Here is a 19,268-nt window from a genome sequence, read left to right as displayed (position 1 = left end):
CGGTCGGGGCTGGGTTCAACGAAAGCGCCGCTGGGCGAGCAGGTGGCGGACCAGCGGCCCCAGGATCAGCTCCATGGCCAGCGACAGCCGTGATCCGGGCACCACCAGGGTGTGCGGACGGCTCATGAAAGCATCCTGAATCATCGCCAGCAGGTAAGGGAAGTCTACCGTGGCCGGGTCGCGGAAGCGGATCACCACGAAGGACTCGGCGTCGATAGGGATGTCCTGCACCTCGAAGGGGTTGGAGGTATCCACCGTGGGCACCCGCTGGAAGTTGATGTGGGTGCGCGAGAACTGTGGCTGGATATAGCGTACATAGTCGTTCATGCGCCCCAGGATGGTATCGATCACCGCCTCCTGGGAGTAGCCGCGGTGGCGCATGTCGCGATCGATCTTCTGGATCCACTCCAGGTTCATGGTCGGTGCCACGCCCACCAACAGGTCCACGTGACGAGCGATGTCGAGCTCGGCGGTGACCAGCCCCCCGTGCAGGCCCTCGTAGAACAGCAGGTCCGTGCCGAAGGGCAGCGGCTGCCATTCGGTGAAGGTACCCACCTGATAGCCGGCCTCGATCATCTGCTTGTCTTCGGCATGGATATAGTGACGGGAGGTACCATTGCCATGTTCGCCGTATTCCTGGAACAGCACCTCCAGCCGGTCGAGCAGGTTGGCCTCCACGGCGAAATGGGAGAGTTCGTCCTTGCGTTCGGGCTCGTCGAGGATGATCCGCGCCAGCTCCTGCCGGGTATAGCGGTGGAAGGCATCGCCGTCGACGAAGGCGGCATGCACGGACTCCCGAGCGAACATACGCTCGAAGGTACGCTTCACCGTGGTGGTGCCGGCACCGGAAGAGCCGGTCAGGGCGATGATCGGATACTCCCGGGACATCAGTTCGCTCCTGCCAGAGCATCCCGCACGTCGGCGGGGATCACGACCGGTCGTCCGTTTTGCGGGTCGACCAGCATCAAGTTGATGCGCGCCGTGGCCACCGTTGTACCATCAGCCTCGCGCAGGATGCGATGGTAGATGCCAATGGCCTTGCGTCCCGGCTCGGGGATGGCCGTCTCCACCACCAGGGCATCGGGCCAGCGCGTCTCGGCCTGGTACTGCACGGCGAGATCCGCCGCCACGCAGGGATAGCCGCCCAGGTCCCACTCGTGAAGGTCCCGCGAGGCGAGCGCCGCCACGCGAGCCTCGTGCAGCAGCGACACCAGCGCATCGTGGCCCAGGTGACGACCGTAGTTCATGTCAGTGATACGTACCGTCAGCGGATGGCGGTGCATCACATCATCCACGGGAAAACTCAGTCTGACACGCTCCATCATCGCTCCTGATCTCGTTGTGCCGGTACCGCACGCCGTCAGGCGTCACACCGTTCCCGCGCGATGGCCCGATGGGCGATATCGCGGCGGTAGAGCATACCGGGCCAGGCGATCTCGGCCACGCCCCGGTAGGCCAGGTCGCGGGCAGACCCGACGCCCTCGCCCAGGGCGGTGACGCAGAGCACCCGACCCCCGGCGGTAACCACTCGACCCTCACCATCCTCGGCGGTGCCGGCATGGAAGACCTTGCAGCCGATGGCCTCGGCGGCATCGAGCCCCGCGATGGGGTCATGCTTGCGGTAGCTGCCCGGGTAGCCACCGGCAGCCAGCACCACGCCCACCGCGGCACGTGGGTCCCAGTCGCAGGCATAGCCGGCCAGTTCACCGCGGGCTCCGGCCATGCACAGCTCGGTGAAATCGGAACGCAGGCGAAGCATAATCGGCTGGGTCTCGGGATCGCCAAAGCGACAGTTGTACTCGATCACTTTGGGGTTGCCGTCGGCGTCAATCATCAGGCCGGCGTAGAGGAAGCCGGTATAGGCATGCCCCTCCTCGGCCATGCCTCGCACCGTGGGCCGGATGACTCGCGCCATGATGCGCTCGAAGACCTCCTCGGTAACCACCGGCGCCGGGGAGTAGGCGCCCATGCCGCCAGTATTGGGGCCGCTGTCGCCGTCGCCGACCCGCTTGTGGTCCTGACTAGTGGCCATGGGCAGGATCGTCTCGCCATCGACCATGACGATGAAGCTCGCCTCCTCGCCCTCGAGGAACTCTTCTATCACCACCCGGGCCCCGGCATCGCCGAAGGCGTTGGCCTCCAGCATGTCACGGATCGCGGCCTCGGCCTCGTCAAGGGTCACGGCGACGAAGACGCCCTTCCCGGCGGCCAGGCCATCGGCCTTGATGACGATGGGTGCGCCCTTCTCCTCGAGATACGCGAGGGCCGGCTCGACCGCGGTAAAGGTGCGGTAGTCGGCGGTGGGAATGGCATGACGAGCCAGGAAATCCTTGGAGAAGGCCTTGGAGCCCTCGAGCCGTGCCGCGCCGGCGGTCGGTCCGAAGATCGCCAGGCCCGCCTCGCGGAAGCGGTCGACCACGCCCTCGACCAGCGGCGCCTCGGGCCCGACGATGGTCAGCGCCACACCCTGCTCCCGGGCGAAGGCCACCAGGCCCGCCAGGTCGGAGACGCCGATGTCGACATTCTCGAGACCCGGTTCCCGGGCGGTGCCGGCATTGCCGGGGGCCACGAAGACGGTCGCCACCCGGGGGGACTGGGCGACCTTCCAGGCCAGGGCGTGTTCGCGGCCGCCGCCGCCGATGATCAGGACTTTCATCCGCTGTACTACCTCACAACCGTGCCAGAAACATCGCGGCATTATGTCAGAAACTCACCCGATACGCCGCTCAGGGCTTGCCGCTACCCTTGTCGTCCTCGTCCGAGGAATCCGCCTGGTTGATGGTCTTCTGCCAGAACTTCATGTTCTCCTCGGTCAGCTCGCGCATGAACTCCAGGGGCGAGTGTCGCATGGCCTGCTGCCACTGGTCCTGCACGCGCTGCTGTTGCTCGAGCATCAGCTTGGTGCCCTGCTCCAGATAACGGGACAGGGGCAAGGGCTGGGCCATGTCATAGACACGGATGAACTGGGCGAGCAGGTCGTTGGAAAACACCTGCGCATCACCGTCGGCCTGTTCCTGTTCGATGATGATCGACAGCAGGATGGTGCGGGTAAGATCCTCGCCGCTCTTGGCATCCTCCACGCGGAAGGGCACCTCGTCGATGATCAGGCCGCGCAGATCCTCGAGGGTCACGTAGCGGCTCTGTTCGGTATCATAGAGCCTGCGGTTGGCATACTTGCGAATCACGCGCACGGCGCTGCTCCTTGTTATACGAAGGGGCGGCTGCCCCTGTACGGCCATTGTGCACCGCGACACCATCCATGCAAGGCATAGCCATCATTCAGTCTCCAACGCGGCGAGGCGTCATGAACCTGATCCTGCTCTCTCCCGATGACATCGAGAACGACCGCCTGGTCCGGGTCCACGACCCGCGGCGCCTGGCCCACCTGCGCGAGGTGCACGGGGCTAGACCCGGCGACCTCATGACGCTGGGCATTGAAGGAGGGTGCCTGGGGCGCGGGAAGCTGCTCGCCCTGAGCGACGATGAGGCACTCTTCGATATCGCTGCCCTGAACCAGGGCCCGCCGCCGCCACTGCCGGTGCACCTGGTGCTCGCCCTGCCCCGCCCACGAATGCTGGCACGCACCCTGGAGCACGTCACCGCGCTCGGCGTGAAGCACATCACCCTGCTCAATACCCGCCGCGTGGAGAAGAGCTACTGGCAGTCGCCGGAACTCGGTGATGATAAGATCCAGCGCCACCTGGTATTTGGCCTGGAGCAGGCCCGCGATACCCGGCTGCCGGAAGTGACTCTGGCCAAGGGATTTCGCCCCTTCGTCGAGGACCAGCTGCCGAGCCTGCTGGCTGACCGGAGGGGCCTGGTGGCCCATCCCGGCATGCCGGGGGACTGCCCCCGCGGCCTCGACGAGCCCGTGCTGCTGCTGGTGGGACCGGAGGGAGGCTTCATCCCCTGGGAAGTGGAGCAGTTGCTAGCCGCAGGCTGCAAGGGCATCCACCTGGGCCCGCGCATCCTGCGAGTCGAAACCGCAGTGACGGCCCTGCTGGCACGGCTATTCTGACCCGGGCTAGGCGTTCTCCTCCGGGTCGTGAGCAACGAAGGGGGCGTCGTCGTCACAGTCGGGCTCGTTGAGGAAGGTCTCGCGCACATCGAGCAGGCCCAGGTGGCCGATGGAGCGGCGCCCGAGCAGTAGCGGGTAGTTCATCTCCTCGCGGTCGCGCAGCCCGAACTGTTCCTCGTAGACGGTATCTCCCAGGCAGATATTCATCAGCACCACCGGCCGCTCATCGGTCCCGCCCGCGCCGCGCACTCGAAGGTCCCGATAGAGCGGCAGCTCCATGCGCTCGGTGAAGGTATCATCGCTGGCCTGGTCCTCGAGCCTGAGGCGAAAGCGGACCCACTCCTCATCCTCCTTGTCGAAGACCTCGATATCACGAGCGTCCAGTGACGACGTCAGCGCACCGCTGTCGAGCTTGGCCTTTACCTCGACGCCCCAAGGCTGCAGGGTCGCCTTCTCCACCCAGCCGAACACCTTGTCCTTGTCTCCGGCCATGGTCGGAGACGCGGTGTTCAGCAACAAGGCGGCCAGAAGTGGCATACCGTAACGTCTCAGGGTCATCGTCTCCTCCGGGTCAGGGGCTCAGCGCTTCAGGCGCTCTAGCAGGTTGAGGGTGGCGAAGCCATCCGGTGTGGTGCCGATGGCGGCCTGGAATTCGCGCAGGCCCCGACGGGTATTGGGGCCCATGATGCCGTCCGGCGCGCCCACTTCGAAGCCACGTTGATTGAGCAGGCGCTGCATTTCGCGCACCTGACTTCGGCTCAATGGCTGCTCCGCCCGGGGCCAGCTCTGCACCACGCCTTCCCGGCCGGCAATCTCATCAGCCAGGGTGCCCACTGCCAGGGCGTAGCTGGTAGCGTTGTTGTAGCGCAGGATGGCGCGGAAGTTGGGGCCCACAAGGAAGGCAGGGCCCGCCGCGCCGCCGGGCACGATCACCGACGCCGCCGCGAAGTCGGGCAACGACTCCCCATCCAGGGTGCGCACACCGCGTTCGGCCCACTCGTGGCTGGGGCGACGAGTGGAGAGCTCGGTGTCGGCGTAGTCGAAGCCATCGGGAAGGCGAACCTCAACCCCCCAGGGCTCTCCCGCATGCCAGCCGGCCCGGTCGAGGTAGTTGGCAGTGGAGGCCATCACGTCCGGGATGCTGCCCCAGATATCACGCCGCCCGTCGCCATCGCCATCCACGGCATAGGCTTCGAAGCTAGAGGGAATGAACTGGGTATGTCCCATGGCACCGGCCCAAGAGCCTTGCATGCGCTCGGGGGAGATATCACCCGCGTCCAGGATCCGCAGCGCCGCAAGCAGCTCGCCGCGGGCGAAGTCACGTCGGCGGCCATCGTAGGCCAGGGTAGCAAGGGCTTCGAGGGTCGAGAAGTTGCCGAAGTTACCGCCGTAGTTGCTCTCGATGCCCCAGATGGCAACGATCACCTCGGCGGGCACCCCGTAGCGCCGTTCCATCTCCCGGGCCGTGGCACGATGCGCATCTAGGCGCTCCCGCCCAGTAGTCACCCGGGTCGGCGACACGGCACTATCGAGGTATTGCCAGATGGGTCGCACGAACTCGGGCTGGGAGCGGTCGAGCTCAATCACCCGTGGACGATAGCGCAGGCCATCCAGGGCCCGCGCCAGGGTCGCCTCGCCGATGCCCGCCGCTCGCGCCTCACGCCGGAAACGGGCCAGCCAGCTCGCGAAGTCTGTCGGAGCCGTGGGCTCGGTAGCCTCGTGCTCGGCCTTAGTCTCAGCCTCAGCCACAGCGTCCATCGTCGCAGGGCGTGTCTGCGCCCCAGCTTCGTTGGCCTCACTAGAGGGCGCGGCCTGGCAACCGGCCAGCAGAGCCAGCAGCAGAGGGGTGGTCAGCATCCGTCTCATCGTCGCTCCTGCAGGACATTTCCATGGTCCGCCCGATCATCGCCCAGAACCGGCCACCAGGCCAGCCCGTTCAACTTTCTCAGAAACACCATATCCACAACACCTGGCAGGCCGAGCCACAGCGGCAACGGGGGAATCGATGCTCGTCTCATGGGACCTACGGGAAAAAGGGTGTGGATGATGCCAACCATTGGGCCGCATAGGCGCCGTCGGGATCGTAGTATCCGGCCTGAGCGTGCACATCCAGGGCACGCGGACGGGTATCACGCCCCACCCCTGCCACGTAGCGCCAGTTGCCCCAGTTGCTGGCGATGTCGTAATCGATCAGGCAGTGCTCGAACCAGGCCGCGCCCAGGCGCCAGTCCCCGGCAAGGTTGCGCACCAGAAAGCTCGCTGCATTCTGGCGCGCCCGGTTGGAGAGCCAGCCGGTAGCGGACAGTTCCTGCATGGCGGCATCCACGAAGGGAACCCCGGTACGGCCTTCGCACCAGGCGCGAACGTCGTCACTGAGTAACGGGAGCTCACGAACCCCGAACAGGGTACGCCCCTCCTGATGCGCCGCCCAGTGGAAATAGTCCCGCCACAGGAGCTCGAAGATCACCCAGTAGGTCGAGTCGTTGGCGCCGTGCCTGGCCTCCCAAGCGCGTACCGCATCATGCACCTGGCGCGCCGAGAGGCACCCCTGGGCCAGCCAGGGCGAGAGCCGCGTGGAGAAGTCGGCACCCAGCAAGCCATCACGGGTCTGCTTGTAGTGCGCCAAGGCCGCGGTATCCCACAGGTAATGATCGAGCCGGGCCTGCCCGGCCGCCTCCCCTCCCGCAAACCGGAACTGGCCGCGCGGATCGGATTTCCAGCCGGCGGCCTCGGGACTCACCTCGCGAAGTGGTGGCAGCCCGCGGGCAGCGTCTCGTGGCCAAGGCGGCAGAGTCACGGGGGCGAGGCGACTCTCGGGAACCTGCCAGGACTTCTCGGCTCGCCGCCGAAAGCCCGAAAAGCTCGGCGGCACGTCGGCCACGTCGATGGGCAGGCTCGCCGCATCGAACAGCATGCCCCCCTCGGTTTGCACCACCTCGCAATGCCGCGAGAGCTCGGCAACGAGTGCCGATACCGCCCTTTCCTCGTCAAAACCGGCATCGTGGCGAACATGGACCCGGGATGCTCCGTTCCGTTCGGCGAGGTCAGCGAGCACCGTCACAGGATCATCGATACGCACCAGCAGGTCGCTGCCACGCTTGAGCAGTTCGCCACGCAGCTCGATCAGGCTCTGCCAGAGGAACTGAAGGCGTGCGGGGCCGATCCGCCGTGCCGCCAGTCCGGGCAGGGGCGACTCCAGCCAGCGGATATCGAGCACGTAGACGCAGATCAACTGCTCGGGTGGGGTCTGAAAGTCCAGCAGCGGATTGTCGGCCAGGCGCAGGTCGTGGCGAAACCAGGCGATTTCGGTGCTCATGCCCGCCTCCTGGCAGCCGGCACCGGGCGATGCCGGCGCACACGGCCCTGGCGAATGGCCCCTGCATCACGCTGGCGCCAGGGCTCTCCCCGGCGAACAAGGTCTTGGCCGTACAGAGCCGGAATGCGACCCATGACACCCCCTTGATGACACATAATCATGGACAGAAATATTTCTATGTACAGCTACTGTACATGATACTCCGTCACCATGGAGGCGTAATGAAGAAGGCCGCCCGCAGGCGGCCTTCACGAAGATGTAAGGGTCACACGAGGATCAGGAGGCATCATCGGAGTCGCACTGGGGCCGGGCGGCGTTGGCCTCGGTCTCCCGGTGGCTCTTGAGCTGGTGGGTCAAGGGGTCGTAGTTGGGCTTGAGTTCGTCCTTCAGCGTACCGCTCCACAGCCGAGAGCCGACGAAATAGCCCGCACGACCGATCACATGGGCCGCCACCGGCGCGGTCATCATGATAAAGAGAATCACGCCGAAGGCCCTCGCCACCACTGCCACCTGGGCGAAATGCAGCGCTACCGCCAGCATGATCAGGGTGGCGCCCAGGGTCGCGGCCTTGGTGGTGGCGTGCATCCGGGTCAGCAGGTCGGGCAGGCGCAGCACCCCGAGCGCTGCCACCAACATGAAGATGGAGCCGGCCAATATCAAACCGCCCTTGAGGAACTCAGTCATCCCGGGGCCCCCCACGTTCCAGGAAGCGGGCGAAGCCGATGGTGGCCATGAATGCCATCAGCGCCATGACGATGGCCACGTCCAGCAGGCTCGGCACGTCGGTGGCGATAGCGATCACCCCGATGACGCCGACGAGGATCGACGAGAAGAGCTCCAGAGCCACTACCCGGTCCGGCAGGCTGGGGCCACGGTACAGGCGGACGAAGACCAGGCACAGGGCCAGGCTCATCACCGCCAGACTGAGCAGGATGACGTTAGACACGTGGCCACCTCCTTTCACTTAGGCTTTGACCGAAAACTGGCTGCGCTCGACCATGCGGCGTTAAAAATCGACTCAAAGTACTCATTTACACCCCGTAAACTCGTGTGCGAGCCCAGTACGTCTTTTCGACGTTTTTTGCCTTGTCTGACCTTCGCTCGCCGCCGTTTAAGTCTAAGCCTAGTGAAATAGCTCCAGCGCCCGGCGCTCCAGTTCCGCCAGGCTCCGCCTGAGCGCCGGTTCGTCGTCCAGGAACATGGCATGAATGTAGAGCACACGGCGGTCGTCGGAGACATCCAGGCTCAGGGTGCCAGGCGTCAGCGAGATCAGGTTGGCGACGAAGGCGATCTCGAACTCGGTCCTGGCCTTGAGGGGCATGGCGATCACCCCCGGCTTCATGTACCAGGGCGGAGTAACGATGTCATAGGAGACCTTGAGGTTGGCCATCACCAGCTCCTTTAGGAAGAAGCCGACGAAGCGGATCAGCCGCGGCAGCCGCTGGGCATGCCCCGCCAGCGCCGGCACCTGGGGCTGGATCAGCGCCAAAACCAAATAGCCGAAGAGCAGCCCGGCGAGCAGGTTGCGGCCGCTGAAGTCGCCGGTAAGCACGATCCAGGCAAAACCCAGCAGCAGGTTCCAGGCAGCGCCCATCATGGCATCACCTCCCCCGTCTCGCCGAGCACGGCCTCAATATAGCGCTCGGGGGCCAGCAGCTGGTCGGCCGAGGCCTCGGCCAGGGCGTAGATGGGCTCGGCATTGAGACCGATAAACAGGGTGCACAACGCCAGACCGACCACCGGCACCAACATCAGCCACATCTCGCGCGGATTGACCGCGGGATAGGGGTCGACGTCGCCCTCCGGAGGCGTCGACTTCCAGAACACTTCGGCCCAGATCTTGACCATCGAGTAGAGGGTGAGCAGCCCCACCAGCAAGGCGATGAAGGTCACCCCGTAGGCCTCGGCCTCGATGCCTGCACGGATCACGATGAACTTTGCGAAGAAACCGGAGAGCGGCGGCATGCCGGCCAGAGAGAGTGCCGGGATCAGAAACAGCACGGCCAGCCAGGGATGGCTTCGATAGAAGCCACCCAACGACTTGAGCTGGTAAGTGCCGCGCAGCCGGTGGACGATGCCGCTGACCAGGAAGAGGTTCGTCTTCACGATGATGTGATGCATGATGTAGAAGACCCCGCCGATGACCGCCAGAGGGGTGAACAGCGCCAGCCCCAAGATCATGTAACCGATCTGGCTGACGATGTGGAACGACAGGATGCGCCGAAACTCGAACTGCGCCGCCGCCCCTAGAACCCCGGAGAGCATGGTGAATCCCGCCCCCCACAGCAGGATCTCGTGGGTATAGCCCGGGCTCTGGTGGAAGATCAGCGTGAACACCCGGAACAGCGCATAGACCCCGACCTTGGTCAGCAGACCGGCAAACAGCGCTGAAACGGCCACCGGGGGGGTGTGGTAGGAAGCCGGCAGCCAGAAGAACAGCGGGAAGGCCGCCGCCTTGATGCCGAAGGCCACCATGAACATCATCGCCAGGACATCGACCATGCCGTCGTCCTCCAAGGTCGCCAGACGACGGGCAATGTCGGCCATGTTCAGCGTGCCCACCATGCCGTAGAGCAACCCCACCGCGACCAGAAAGGTCACCGAGGAGACCAGGTTGAGGGTGACGTACTTGATTGCTCCCTCCATCTGCGCCTTCTCGCTACCCAGTATCAGCAGCGCAAATGACGCCACCAGCATCACCTCGAACCACACGTAGAGGTTGAAGATGTCGCCGGTGAGGAAGGCTCCGGCGACCCCGGCCAACAGCAGGTGCATCAGCGGAAAATAGCCGTAGGCCTCATGGCCGCGCCCCACCGTGGCCAGCGAGAAGAGCGCCACAGCGAAGCCGATGATGCCGGTAAGCACCACCATGATCGCCCCCAGCAGATCGGCCACCAGGCTGATGCCGAAGGGGGCCGGCCAGGCACCCATCTGCATCACCAGGATGCCGTCACGGTTGACCGTGGTCAGCAGCCATAGGCTGGTCAGCAGCAGGCTGCCGGTACCGGCCACGGCAATGAATCGCTGCATGCTCCGGGAGCGCCAGAACACCAGCGACACGGCCCCCGCCAGCAATGGAATGAGGATGGGCAGCGCGATCTGGGGATTCACGTGTCGGTATCCTTCATCTTATCCAGGTCATCGGCACGCACGATCTCCCAGGCGCGGCGCACCAGCACCACGGCAAATGACAGCACCCCGAAGGCGATGACGATGGCAGTGAGCACCAGCGCCTGGGGTAGTGGGTCGGCTACCATGCCCTCGGGGGCGCTGAGCCCCTCGGGCACCAACGGCGGCGCCCCTCGCACCATCCCGGCGGTGGCAAAGATCAGCAGGTTGGCGGCGTTCGAGAGCAGCATCAGCCCGATCACCAGCTTGACGATTGATCGACGCAACATCATGTAGATGGCGGCGGCAAAGAGAATGCCGATCGTGATGGCCATCAAGGGTTCCATGGTGCCTCCTCAGTGTTCGTCTTCTTCCTGATCGGTCTTGACCAGGGCGGTGATTGCGGTAAGCACCGAACCCACCACCACCAGATAGACACCGATGTCGAAGATCAGCGGCGTCGAGGCCTTGAAGTCGATGACCGGGATGGTCCACCACTGAGCCGTGAAGAACGGCTCGCCGACCCACCAGGCCGGCAGGGTCGAGAGCACCCCGAGCAGCAGTCCCAGGCCCACCAGGTCGCGAGGGGATACCTTGAGCATCTCGTTGAGGGCGGGACGCCCGAAGGCGAAGAGGTAGAGCGTGAAGGCCCCCGCTGCCACCAGTCCGGCGATGAAGCCGCCCCCCGGCTCGTCGTGCCCGCGCAGCAACAGGAACAGCGAGAAGAGCAGTTGCAGCGGCAGCAGCAGTCGCGCCGCGGCATTGAGGATCAGCGTGCCCGATTTAACCATCATCGCTCTCCGGCGGCGGTGCATGGTGCCGGGCATCATATTCCTCGGCATGGAAGCGCAACATGGCATAGACTCCGATGGCCGCTAGAGCCAGCACGAAAATCTCGCCCAAGGTATCCAGCGCGCGGATGTCAACCAGGATGACGTTGACGATGTTGTGGCCATGGCCCAGAGGCTGGCTATTGGCGATCATGTAGTCCGAGATGCGCGGCAACCGCTCGCCGGAAAGCACCGAGAGCATCAGCAGGGTGATCAAGCCGCCGGTGAGGCTCGCCACCGCAAGGTCGCGCAGACGCTCGAGAGGGGTAGAAAGGGTGGCGAAACGCGGCAGGCGGAACAGCACCAGCACCAGCAGGATCACCGTCAGGGTCTCCACCAGCAGCTGAGTGATCGCCAGGTCCGGGGCGCTGAAAAGCACGAACGTCAGGGCAATGGAGAAGCCCATGACGCCCAGCGCGGCCACTGCCGCCAGGCGCGAGCGCATCACACAGGCCGCCACGGCGCCGGCGACCATCAGGCCGGCGACCACGGCCTCGTGGAGGTAGATCGTCAGGGCAAAGTCGAGCTCGAGCGTGTGACGGAAGAATAGCGCATGACCGACCAGGCCGATCAGCACCAGCAGTGTCATCACCAGGTAGTTGCGGATATGTCCATTCTGCAGGAAGCGGGTCTGCCCGCCGGCGACAGCTACTAGGCCGGCCATCAGCGCCTCGTAACCGGCCTCGGGGCCGCGGGCCATGAGTGGCTCGAGGCGTGACAGCCTTGCCCTCAGGCGATCCCAGTGTCGGTAGGCAAGCAGGCCCAGCAGCAGGCTCGCCAGGGATAGCAGCAGAGGCAGGTTGACCCCATGCCACAGCGCCAGATGCACCTCGGCCCCAGGGGCGCCGATGCCGGCCACGGTGGCGCCCACCAGGGAATCGAGCAGTCCCGGAGCCAGACCGAACAGCAGCGACAGCACGGCCAGCAGGGCGGGCCCCATGAGCATGGCGTGCGGCGCCTCATGGGGCGCCCTAGGGGTCTCGCGCGGGGTGACGAAGAAGGGCCGCAGGACGACAATGACCGCCACGGCTAGTGTCAGGAAGGCCGCCGTGAAGGCCAGCAGCAGGATCAGGGGGCGCCAGGCATCGGCCGCAAGCACCGACTCGAGCATCAGCTCCTTGCCCACGAAGCCCAGTACGGGCGGCAGCCCGGCCAGCGACAGGGCGGCGAGCCCAGCCACAGCGGCGGTGAGCGGCATCACCCGACGCAGTCCCCCCATGGCGGTGACGTCCTTGGTGCCGGTCTCGTGGTCGAGGATGCCGGCCACCATGAACAGCGCCCCCTTGTAGAGAGAGTGGCCCAGCAGGAAGACCACGAAGGCGACGAGCGCCCCCTCGGTGCCGATGCCGAGCAGCATGGTCAAGGTGCCCAGTGCCATCACCGTGGAGTAGGCCAGCAGCTTCTTGATATTGGTGTGCTGGATCGCCAGGAAGGCGCCGGTAGCCATGGTCAGCGCCCCCACCAGCGAAAGGGTGACCACCCAGGTCTCGGTTCCGCCCAGGGACGGGTGCAGCCTCGCCAGCAGGTAGATACCCGCCTTGACCATGGTCGCCGAATGCAGGTAGGCCGAAACCGGCGTGGGGGCCGCCATGGCGTTGGGTAGCCAGAAATGGAAGGGGAACTGTGCCGACTTGGTGAAGGCACCGATCAAGATGCAGACCAGCAGCGGCGTGTAGAGGTCATGCCCGCGCAGCAATTCGCCGCGACGGGTGAGCTCGGCCAGCGACCAGCTCTCGCCGGCCACCGCGAGCATGGCGAAGCCGGCGAGCAGCGCCAGACCGCCCCCTGCGGTGACGAGCAACCCCTGGAGGGCCGCCTTGCGGGCGGCAAGGTCGCTGTGGTTGAAGCCGATCAGCAGGTAGGAGGTGATGCTGGTCAGCTCCCAGAATACGAAGAGCGTGACCAGGTTGTCGGCTAGCACCAGGCCGAGCATCGACATCATGAAGGCGATGATCACTACCAGGAAACGCGGCAGGTCGCGATGGCCGCGCAGGTACTCCCCCGAGTAGACCAGCACCAGAGCGCCGATCACCGAGATCAGCATGGCGAACAGCCAGGCGAGACCGTCGATCAGGAAGGTCAGGGTGATATCGAGCCCCGGCACCCAGGCCCACTCCAGCAGCAGGACCTCGCCTGACGAAATCGTTGACCACTGGCCGATCAACCAGGCTGCCAGGGAGGCGGGCAGCAGGGCCATTACCAGCGGCGTCCGGGCACCGAACCAGTGATGCAGCAGCGGGGCCATTCCCGCCACCACGAAGCCTCCCAGCACGGCAAGTTGCATCAGGCGCCCTCCCCTGTCGCGACGGGGTCCGCGGCACTGTCGCCGCCCCCAGAGGTTCAAGCGATCAACTCTATATAGACAAGGTGTTGAAAGGCAAGGAGGCGGCGATAGCGTCTCCTTTGCGTTAGAGTGAGGAAGAACCAAGCCATAGGGAAGGCCGACCCGACCCAGGGACGGGATGCGATCGCAAGTCGCTTGCGTCATTCTGTCCCGGGGGTAATCCATGCCTTCCCGTTTCCGGACCCGCGCAGGATGACTAATCGATGACATTGCTGTGGATAGCCCTGTTGCCCCTGCTGGGGGTGGTGGTGCCCGCGTTCACCCAGCGACGCGGGCGTCGTTTCTGCTCCCTGGCCACCGCGGTGCTGCCTGCGCTGGCCCTACTGCTGACCTTCGGCCAGTTACCGGGCCTGGCGGCCGGGGAGGCACTGCGCTTCGCCGTCGACTGGGTGCCTACCCTGGGCCTCGACCTGGCCTTCCGGCTGGACGGCCTGTCGGTGCTGTTCAACCTGCTGATCCTGGGGATCGGCTTGCTGATCCTGCTCTATGCGCACTACTACCTGTCGCCCGAGGAACCCTTCGGGCGCTTCTATGCCTACCTGATCCTGTTCATGGCCTCCATGGTCGGCATCGTGATGTCCGACAACCTGCTGTTGCTGTGGCTCTTCTGGGAGCTCACCAGCATCTCCTCTTTCCTGCTGATCGGCTACTGGTCACACCGCAGCGACGCTCGCAAGGGGGCGCGCATGGCACTGACCGTGACCGGCGCCGGCGGTCTGGCACTGCTCGCCGGCCTGCTGTTGCTGGGGGACATGGTCGGCAGCTACGACATGAACGTGGTGCTGGCCAGCGGCGACATCATCCTCGCCGACCCCCGCTATCCCATAATGCTGGTGCTGGTGCTGCTGGGCGCCTTCACCAAGTCGGCGCAATTCCCCTTCCAGTTCTGGTTGCCCCATGCCATGGCCGCCCCCACGCCGGTTTCGGCCTACCTGCATTCGGCCACCATGGTCAAGGCGGGCATCTTCCTGATGGCGCGCCTGCACCCGGCTATCGCCGGCAGCGAGCTGTGGTCGGTGATTGTCTCCCTGGTCGGCATGGCCACCCTGATCTACGGCGCCTGGTTCGCGCTGCTCAAGACCGACCTCAAAGGCATCCTGGCCTTCTCCACGGTGAGCCACCTGGGACTCATCACCGTTCTGCTGGGGATCGGCACCCCCATGGCGGTGCTCGCGGCGCTCTTCCACATCCTCAACCACGCCGCCTTCAAGGCGGCGCTGTTCATGAGCGCCGGCATCATCGATCATGAGACCGGCACCCGCGAGCTGGGCCGGCTGGGGGGCCTGAGACGCGCCATGCCGGTCACCGCGGTGCTGACCAGCGTGGCGGGGGCCGCCATGGCCGGCGTACCACTGCTCAACGGCTTCCTTTCCAAGGAGATGTTCTTCACCGAAGCGCTGGAAACACCCGTGCTGGGCGGGCTGAGCTGGTTGATGCCGGTTCTCGCCACCCTGGGCGGCATCCTCTCGGTGGCCTACTCACTGCGCCTGGTGCATGCGGTCTTCTTCAAGCCGGCCCGCGAGGTCCCGCCCAAGTCGCCCCATGAGCCGCCCTGGCTGATGCGAGCTCCGGTGATACTGCTGGTGGTGATCTGCGTGGTCGTGGGCCTGGCCCCGGTACTGGCGGAGGGCCTTCTGGGGCTGGCGTTGCAGCCGGTGCTGGGCGAGGCGTTCGAGTTTCACCTGGCGATCTGGCACGGCGTCAACCTGCCGCTGTTGATGAGCCTAGTGGCGCTGGTCGCGGGCATCGCGACCTACTGGCGCCACCCCGACCTGCGCCGCTTCCTCAAGGGATTTCGTCCGGTGGATGCGCGCCTGGTGTTCGAGGCCGCCGTGCAGCACCTGGGGCGTGGTGCAGAAAGGGGGCTTGCCTGGTTCGACGGGGGCTCGCTGCAGCGCTACATGACCTGGCTGCTGCTCGCCGCGCTTCTTATGGGTGGGCTGGGGCTAGCCAACATGCCGCTGCTCACTGGCGACAAGGGCAACCAGCCCCTCGATGGAGTGCTGCTGCTGGGTGCCGGCCTGCTGATCTTCGGCGGCATCGCCACGGCCGCCACCCATCGCTATCGCCTGATCTCGCTGCTGATGCTCTCGGTAGTGGGCCTGGTGGTCGCCCTGACCTTCGCCCGCTTCTCCGCACCCGACCTGGCGCTGACCCAGCTCTCGGTAGAGGTAGTCACCATGATCCTGCTGATGCTGGCGCTGTTCTTCCTGCCCCAGAAGACACCTCGGGAGTCTTCGAATCGCCGCAGCCTGCGCGACGTGGTGCTGGCCGGCGCTCTGGGCATGGTGGTCGCTAGCCTCAACTATGCGGTGCTGACGCGGGACAACGCGCCCATTTCCGGCTTCTTCCTGGAGAACAGCGTGCCCGGCGGCGGCGGCTCTAACGTGGTCAACGTCATCCTGGTGGACTTCCGCGGCTTCGATACCCTGGGCGAGATCACCGTGCTGGCGCTGGCGGGCCTGGCGATCTTCAAGCTGCTCAACCGGCTGCGGCTATTCATGCCGCACAGCGACGGCGAAGGTCGACTCTGGTCACCGGACCGCTATCCGGCAATCCTCACCTCCATCTCCATGGCGCTGCTGCCGCTGGCCCTGCTGGTGTCGGCCTTCATCTTCCTGCGCGGCCACAACCAGCCTGGCGGCGGCTTCATCGCCGGTCTGGTCACCGCCGTGGCGCTGATCCTGCTGTATATGGCCCGCGGCGTAGAATGGGTCCAGCAGCGCCTCGACTTTCCCTATCAACCGGTGGCGATCGCCGGGGTGGCCGTCGCCACCCTCACGGGGCTCGGCAGCTGGCTGTTCGGCTACCCATTCCTGACCTCGTCCTTCGGTTACTTCACCTTGCCGCTGGTCGGTAAGTTCGAACTGGCCACCGCCATGCTCTTCGACCTCGGCGTCTATCTGGCCGTGGTGGGGGCCACGCTGATGATTCTCGCCAACCTGGGCAAGGTCACCACGCCCCACCGCCCGGCCAAGGAAGCCGCCAGCAGCTTCGATACTGCCCCCCCACCAAGATCCGGCAAGGAGAAACGTTGATGGAAAGCCTCTACGCCATCACTACCGGCGTGCTGACCGCCTGCGGGCTCTATCTGGTCCTGCGCGGCCGCACCTTCCCGGTAGTGGTCGGCCTCACCCTGCTCTCCTACGCGGTCAACCTCTTCCTGTTCTCGATGGGCGGATTGACCACCGACGGGGCCGCCATCCTCGATGGGCCGAGCGACTATGCCGACCCGCTACCCCAGGCGCTGGTGCTCACCGCCATCGTGATCGGCTTTGCCATGACCGCCTTCGTGGTGATCCTGGCGATGCGTGCCCGCAGCGAGGCGGGCAACGATCATGTCGACGGTCGCAAGCATGAAGACGGGGAGGGGCGACCGTGATGCAGCATCTGATCGTCCTGCCCGTGGTGCTGCCGCTGGTCGCCGGCATCCTGCTGCTGTATCGCCGCCAGGGAGCCATCCGGACCAAGCGCCTGGTCGGGGTCATCGCCACCGCCCTGCTGGTGGTGATCAGCATCGCCCTGGTGGCCCGAGCCGCCAGCGGCGAGGTGACCTACTATGCGCTGGGTGACTGGCAGCCACCCTTCGGCATCGTGCTGGTGCTCGACCGCCTCTCGGCGATGATGATACTACTCACCGCGGTGCTCGCCCTGGGGGCGGTGGTGTTCGCCTGCGCCGGCGACGACGAGCGAGGCAGCAACTTCCACGGCCTCTTCCAGTGGCAGCTGATGGGCATCAACGGTGCCTTTCTCACCGGTGACCTCTTCAACCTCTTCGTGTTCTTCGAGGTGCTGCTGCTGGCCTCTTACGCCCTGCTGATGCACGGCGGGGGCAAGGCGCGCATCCAGGCCGGGGTCCACTACGTGGTGCTCAACTTGGCCGGCTCCTCACTGTTCCTGATTGCCGTGGGCGTGCTCTACGGCGCCACCGGCACCCTCAACATGGCCGACATGGCAGTGCGCCTCGGCGAGCTACCTGCCGAACGGACGGGGCTGGTCACCGCCGGCGGCCTGATGCTGCTGGTGGTATTCGGGCTCAAGGCGGCGATCCTGCCGCTCTACTTCTGGCTGCCGCGGGCCTACGCCGCCGCCCCCGCGCCGGTGGCGGCACTTTTCGCTATCATGACCAAGGTCGGCATCTACGCCATCCTGCGGGTCTATTCACTGGTCTTCGGCGACAACGCCGGGCCGCTGGCGGACCTCGAACAGGCCTGGGTGTGGTGGCTGTCACTGGGCACCCTGGTGGCGGCTGGCGTCGGGGTGCTGTCCGCCCGCGACCTGCGTCTGCTGGTAGCCTACCTGGTGCTGGTCTCGGTGGGCACCCTGCTGGCCGGCATCGGCATGGGCTCGCCGGCCGCCGTCTCCGCCCTGCTCTACTACCTGGTGCATACCACCCTGATCACCGGCGGGCTCTTTCTGCTGGCCGAACTGATCGGCCAGCAGCGTGGCAAGGCCGGAACCCGCCTGGTCAGGGGTCGACCCCTGCATCAGGGCGGCTGGCTGGCCGGGCTGTTCTTCGTCGGCGCCGTGGCGGTGGCAGGCCTGCCCCCTCTCTCAGGGGCCATCGGGAAGGCTTTGATGATGGCTGCCGCTGAGGGTAGCCAGCGCGCCTGGCTGTGGCCGATTCTGCTGGGTACCGGCCTGTGTGCGCTGATCGCCCTGTCGCGGGCCGGCTCCACGCTGTTCTGGCGCAGCCAGGGGGAACCGATGGGCATGCCCTTGCCACGACGCCAGTGGTTCGGAGTCGCCTGGCTGCTAGGCGCCTCGCCGCTGCTGGTGGCCCTGGCCGGCCCGGTCAGCGACTACACCCAGGCCACCGCCGACCAGCTCGCCAATCCCCAGGTAGTGGTCGACGCCCTGCTTAACGATGCCGGAGGCACGCCATGATCAAATCCCGTCCCTGGCTGCCGACGCCCCTGCTGTCGCTCCTGCTGCTGGCGGTCTGGCTTCTGCTAGTACGCAGCGCCGCTTTCGGCCAAATCCTGCTGGGCAGTGTCCTGGCGGTAGTGATCCCCCTGGCCACCCAACGCTTCTGGGACGCGCAGCCCCATGTGGCCCGACCGTGGCTGCTGCTGCGCTTCGTGCTGCGCGTGCTCGGTGACATCCTTATCGCCAACATCGAGGTGGCCTGGCTGATCGTCAATCCCTGGCGCCGGCTGCGTCCGCACTTCGTGGAATACCCGCTGATGCTGGAGGACCGCTTCACTATCACCTTGCTGGCCAACACCATCAGCCTGACGCCGGGCACGGTGTCGGCCAACCTGCGCCTGGACGGCCGGACGCTGCTGATCCATGCCTTGGACGTGGACGACGAGGCGGCGCTGATCGCGCATATCCGCGAACGCTACGAGCGACCGCTGAAGGAGATTTACGAATGCTAGACCTTGCCCTATGGACCAGCCTGGCCCTAGTGGTGGCGGCCCTGCTGCTCAACGTCTATCGCCTCACGGTGGGGCCGGACATGCCGGATCGAATCCTGGCGCTGGACACCATGTATGTGAACTCCATCGCGCTGATCGTGCTGATGGGACTCTGGCTGAACACCAAGACCTACTTCGAGTCGGCGCTGCTGATCGCCATGCTCGGTTTCATCAGTACCGTGGCGGTCTGCAAGTACCTGCTGCGCGGCGACATCATCGAATAGGAGGCCCC

General features: G+C 65.6%; 20 protein-coding genes. 6 read left to right on the top strand and 14 right to left on the bottom strand.

All coding sequences use genetic code 11. From position 1 onward, the window contains the following. Positions 1-15 precede the first annotated feature (15 nt). From BMY30_RS07750 to phaR, 4 genes are all read right to left on the bottom strand, one after another. Positions 16-888 carry a phosphoribulokinase gene (locus BMY30_RS07750; protein WP_089712249.1) on the bottom strand — a complete coding sequence of 291 codons (873 nt, stop codon included), beginning with the start codon at positions 886-888 and terminating at the stop codon, positions 16-18. After that, the gene (locus BMY30_RS07745) at positions 888-1,322 is read right to left on the bottom strand and encodes an acyl-CoA thioesterase (RefSeq protein ID WP_089712247.1); all 435 of its coding nucleotides are present in this window, start codon (positions 1,320-1,322) and stop codon (positions 888-890) included. Before BMY30_RS07745 ends, BMY30_RS07750 begins: the two co-directional genes overlap by 1 nt. A 38-nt stretch (positions 1,323-1,360) precedes the next feature. Beyond that, positions 1,361-2,656 (bottom strand): phosphoribosylamine--glycine ligase, encoded by a 1,296-nt coding sequence (gene purD, locus BMY30_RS07740; RefSeq protein ID WP_089712246.1) that lies wholly within the window; start codon positions 2,654-2,656, stop codon positions 1,361-1,363. A 70-nt stretch (positions 2,657-2,726) separates the two neighbouring features. Beyond that, positions 2,727-3,191: a polyhydroxyalkanoate synthesis repressor PhaR gene (gene phaR / locus BMY30_RS07735; RefSeq protein WP_089712244.1), complete on the bottom strand. Its 465-nt coding sequence runs from the start codon at positions 3,189-3,191 to the stop codon at positions 2,727-2,729. Positions 3,192-3,304: 113 nt separating this feature from the next. On the opposite strand from phaR, the gene BMY30_RS07730 reads away from it, so the two are divergent. Further along, complete coding sequence (locus tag BMY30_RS07730) at positions 3,305-4,018, top strand: 16S rRNA (uracil(1498)-N(3))-methyltransferase (RefSeq protein ID WP_089712242.1); 714 nt, start codon at positions 3,305-3,307, stop codon at positions 4,016-4,018. 6 nt (positions 4,019-4,024) lie between these two features. On the opposite strand, the gene rloA3 is transcribed toward BMY30_RS07730, so the two are convergent. From rloA3 to BMY30_RS07680, 10 genes are all read right to left on the bottom strand, one after another. Continuing rightward, positions 4,025-4,576, bottom strand: coding sequence for a retropepsin-like aspartic peptidase RloA3 (gene rloA3, locus BMY30_RS07725; RefSeq protein ID WP_089712240.1), 552 nt, complete (start codon positions 4,574-4,576; stop codon positions 4,025-4,027). 21 nt (positions 4,577-4,597) lie between these two features. Then, complete coding sequence (locus tag BMY30_RS07720; RefSeq protein ID WP_425283427.1) at positions 4,598-5,875, bottom strand: lytic murein transglycosylase; 1,278 nt, start codon at positions 5,873-5,875, stop codon at positions 4,598-4,600. A gap of 166 nt (positions 5,876-6,041) precedes the next feature. Continuing rightward, positions 6,042-7,334 carry a DASH family cryptochrome gene (locus BMY30_RS07715; protein ID WP_089712237.1) on the bottom strand — a complete coding sequence of 431 codons (1,293 nt, stop codon included), beginning with the start codon at positions 7,332-7,334 and terminating at the stop codon, positions 6,042-6,044. Positions 7,335-7,610: 276 nt separating this feature from the next. After that, positions 7,611-8,018, bottom strand: a complete 408-nt coding sequence (gene mnhG, locus BMY30_RS07710; RefSeq protein ID WP_089712234.1) for a monovalent cation/H(+) antiporter subunit G — start codon at positions 8,016-8,018, stop codon at positions 7,611-7,613. Then, positions 8,011-8,280: an MrpF/PhaF family protein gene (locus tag BMY30_RS07705; RefSeq protein WP_089712232.1), complete on the bottom strand. Its 270-nt coding sequence runs from the start codon at positions 8,278-8,280 to the stop codon at positions 8,011-8,013. The genes mnhG and BMY30_RS07705 overlap by 8 nt, the downstream gene beginning before the upstream one ends. A gap of 177 nt (positions 8,281-8,457) precedes the next feature. Continuing rightward, complete coding sequence (locus tag BMY30_RS07700) at positions 8,458-8,931, bottom strand: Na+/H+ antiporter subunit E (RefSeq protein ID WP_089712230.1); 474 nt, start codon at positions 8,929-8,931, stop codon at positions 8,458-8,460. Next, a complete protein-coding gene (locus BMY30_RS07695) occupies positions 8,928-10,445 on the bottom strand; it encodes a Na+/H+ antiporter subunit D (protein ID WP_089712228.1) in 1,518 nt (505 codons plus the stop codon). The genes BMY30_RS07700 and BMY30_RS07695 overlap by 4 nt, the downstream gene beginning before the upstream one ends. Then, positions 10,442-10,789, bottom strand: a complete 348-nt coding sequence (locus BMY30_RS07690; RefSeq protein ID WP_089712226.1) for a Na+/H+ antiporter subunit C — start codon at positions 10,787-10,789, stop codon at positions 10,442-10,444. Before BMY30_RS07690 ends, BMY30_RS07695 begins: the two co-directional genes overlap by 4 nt. A 9-nt stretch (positions 10,790-10,798) precedes the next feature. After that, positions 10,799-11,233 (bottom strand): Na+/H+ antiporter subunit B, encoded by a 435-nt coding sequence (locus tag BMY30_RS07685; protein ID WP_089712225.1) that lies wholly within the window; start codon positions 11,231-11,233, stop codon positions 10,799-10,801. Continuing rightward, complete coding sequence (locus BMY30_RS07680; protein WP_089712223.1) at positions 11,226-13,556, bottom strand: putative monovalent cation/H+ antiporter subunit A; 2,331 nt, start codon at positions 13,554-13,556, stop codon at positions 11,226-11,228. The genes BMY30_RS07685 and BMY30_RS07680 overlap by 8 nt, the downstream gene beginning before the upstream one ends. Positions 13,557-13,819: 263 nt before the next feature. On the opposite strand from BMY30_RS07680, the gene BMY30_RS07675 reads away from it, so the two are divergent. The 5 genes from BMY30_RS07675 to BMY30_RS07655 are packed head-to-tail and all read left to right on the top strand — an operon-like array spanning position 13,820 to position 19,260. Beyond that, positions 13,820-16,654, top strand: coding sequence for a monovalent cation/H+ antiporter subunit A (locus tag BMY30_RS07675; protein WP_089712220.1), 2,835 nt, complete (start codon positions 13,820-13,822; stop codon positions 16,652-16,654). Continuing rightward, a complete protein-coding gene (locus BMY30_RS07670) occupies positions 16,654-16,998 on the top strand; it encodes a Na+/H+ antiporter subunit C (RefSeq protein ID WP_089712218.1) in 345 nt (114 codons plus the stop codon). The genes BMY30_RS07675 and BMY30_RS07670 overlap by 1 nt, the downstream gene beginning before the upstream one ends. Continuing rightward, positions 16,995-18,503 carry a monovalent cation/H+ antiporter subunit D gene (locus tag BMY30_RS07665; protein WP_089712216.1) on the top strand — a complete coding sequence of 503 codons (1,509 nt, stop codon included), beginning with the start codon at positions 16,995-16,997 and terminating at the stop codon, positions 18,501-18,503. Before BMY30_RS07670 ends, BMY30_RS07665 begins: the two co-directional genes overlap by 4 nt. Continuing rightward, positions 18,500-18,997 carry a Na+/H+ antiporter subunit E gene (locus BMY30_RS07660; RefSeq protein ID WP_089712214.1) on the top strand — a complete coding sequence of 166 codons (498 nt, stop codon included), beginning with the start codon at positions 18,500-18,502 and terminating at the stop codon, positions 18,995-18,997. The genes BMY30_RS07665 and BMY30_RS07660 overlap by 4 nt, the downstream gene beginning before the upstream one ends. Then, positions 18,991-19,260, top strand: a complete 270-nt coding sequence (locus tag BMY30_RS07655) for a K+/H+ antiporter subunit F (protein WP_089712212.1) — start codon at positions 18,991-18,993, stop codon at positions 19,258-19,260. Before BMY30_RS07660 ends, BMY30_RS07655 begins: the two co-directional genes overlap by 7 nt. Positions 19,261-19,268 lie beyond the last annotated feature (8 nt).

The sequence above is a fragment of the Halomonas daqiaonensis genome (assembly GCF_900109725.1).
GTDB lineage: Bacteria > Pseudomonadota > Gammaproteobacteria > Pseudomonadales > Halomonadaceae > Halomonas > Halomonas daqiaonensis.
Note: the sequence above shows the minus strand (reverse complement) of the source record. Positions and strands in the feature narration are given on the sequence as shown.

Excerpts from the sequence above, each read along its gene's own strand:
- BMY30_RS07750 (WP_089712249.1), bottom strand. The coding sequence starts at position 888 with ATGTCCCGGGAGTATCCGATCATCGCCCTGACCGGCTCTTCCGGTGCC.
- BMY30_RS07745 (WP_089712247.1), bottom strand. The coding sequence starts at position 1,322 with ATGGAGCGTGTCAGACTGAGTTTTCCCGTGGATGATGTGATGCACCGC.
- purD (WP_089712246.1), bottom strand. The coding sequence starts at position 2,656 with ATGAAAGTCCTGATCATCGGCGGCGGCGGCCGCGAACACGCCCTGGCC.
- BMY30_RS07730 (WP_089712242.1), top strand. The coding sequence starts at position 3,305 with ATGAACCTGATCCTGCTCTCTCCCGATGACATCGAGAACGACCGCCTG.
- rloA3 (WP_089712240.1), bottom strand. The coding sequence starts at position 4,576 with ATGACCCTGAGACGTTACGGTATGCCACTTCTGGCCGCCTTGTTGCTG.
- BMY30_RS07720 (WP_425283427.1), bottom strand. The coding sequence starts at position 5,875 with ATGCTGACCACCCCTCTGCTGCTGGCTCTGCTGGCCGGTTGCCAGGCC.
- BMY30_RS07715 (WP_089712237.1), bottom strand. The coding sequence starts at position 7,334 with ATGAGCACCGAAATCGCCTGGTTTCGCCACGACCTGCGCCTGGCCGAC.
- mnhG (WP_089712234.1), bottom strand. The coding sequence starts at position 8,018 with ATGACTGAGTTCCTCAAGGGCGGTTTGATATTGGCCGGCTCCATCTTC.
- BMY30_RS07700 (WP_089712230.1), bottom strand. The coding sequence starts at position 8,931 with ATGATGGGCGCTGCCTGGAACCTGCTGCTGGGTTTTGCCTGGATCGTG.
- BMY30_RS07690 (WP_089712226.1), bottom strand. The coding sequence starts at position 10,789 with ATGGAACCCTTGATGGCCATCACGATCGGCATTCTCTTTGCCGCCGCC.
- BMY30_RS07685 (WP_089712225.1), bottom strand. The coding sequence starts at position 11,233 with ATGGTTAAATCGGGCACGCTGATCCTCAATGCCGCGGCGCGACTGCTG.
- BMY30_RS07680 (WP_089712223.1), bottom strand. The coding sequence starts at position 13,556 with ATGCAACTTGCCGTGCTGGGAGGCTTCGTGGTGGCGGGAATGGCCCCG.
- BMY30_RS07675 (WP_089712220.1), top strand. The coding sequence starts at position 13,820 with ATGACATTGCTGTGGATAGCCCTGTTGCCCCTGCTGGGGGTGGTGGTG.
- BMY30_RS07670 (WP_089712218.1), top strand. The coding sequence starts at position 16,654 with ATGGAAAGCCTCTACGCCATCACTACCGGCGTGCTGACCGCCTGCGGG.
- BMY30_RS07660 (WP_089712214.1), top strand. The coding sequence starts at position 18,500 with ATGATCAAATCCCGTCCCTGGCTGCCGACGCCCCTGCTGTCGCTCCTG.
- BMY30_RS07655 (WP_089712212.1), top strand. The coding sequence starts at position 18,991 with ATGCTAGACCTTGCCCTATGGACCAGCCTGGCCCTAGTGGTGGCGGCC.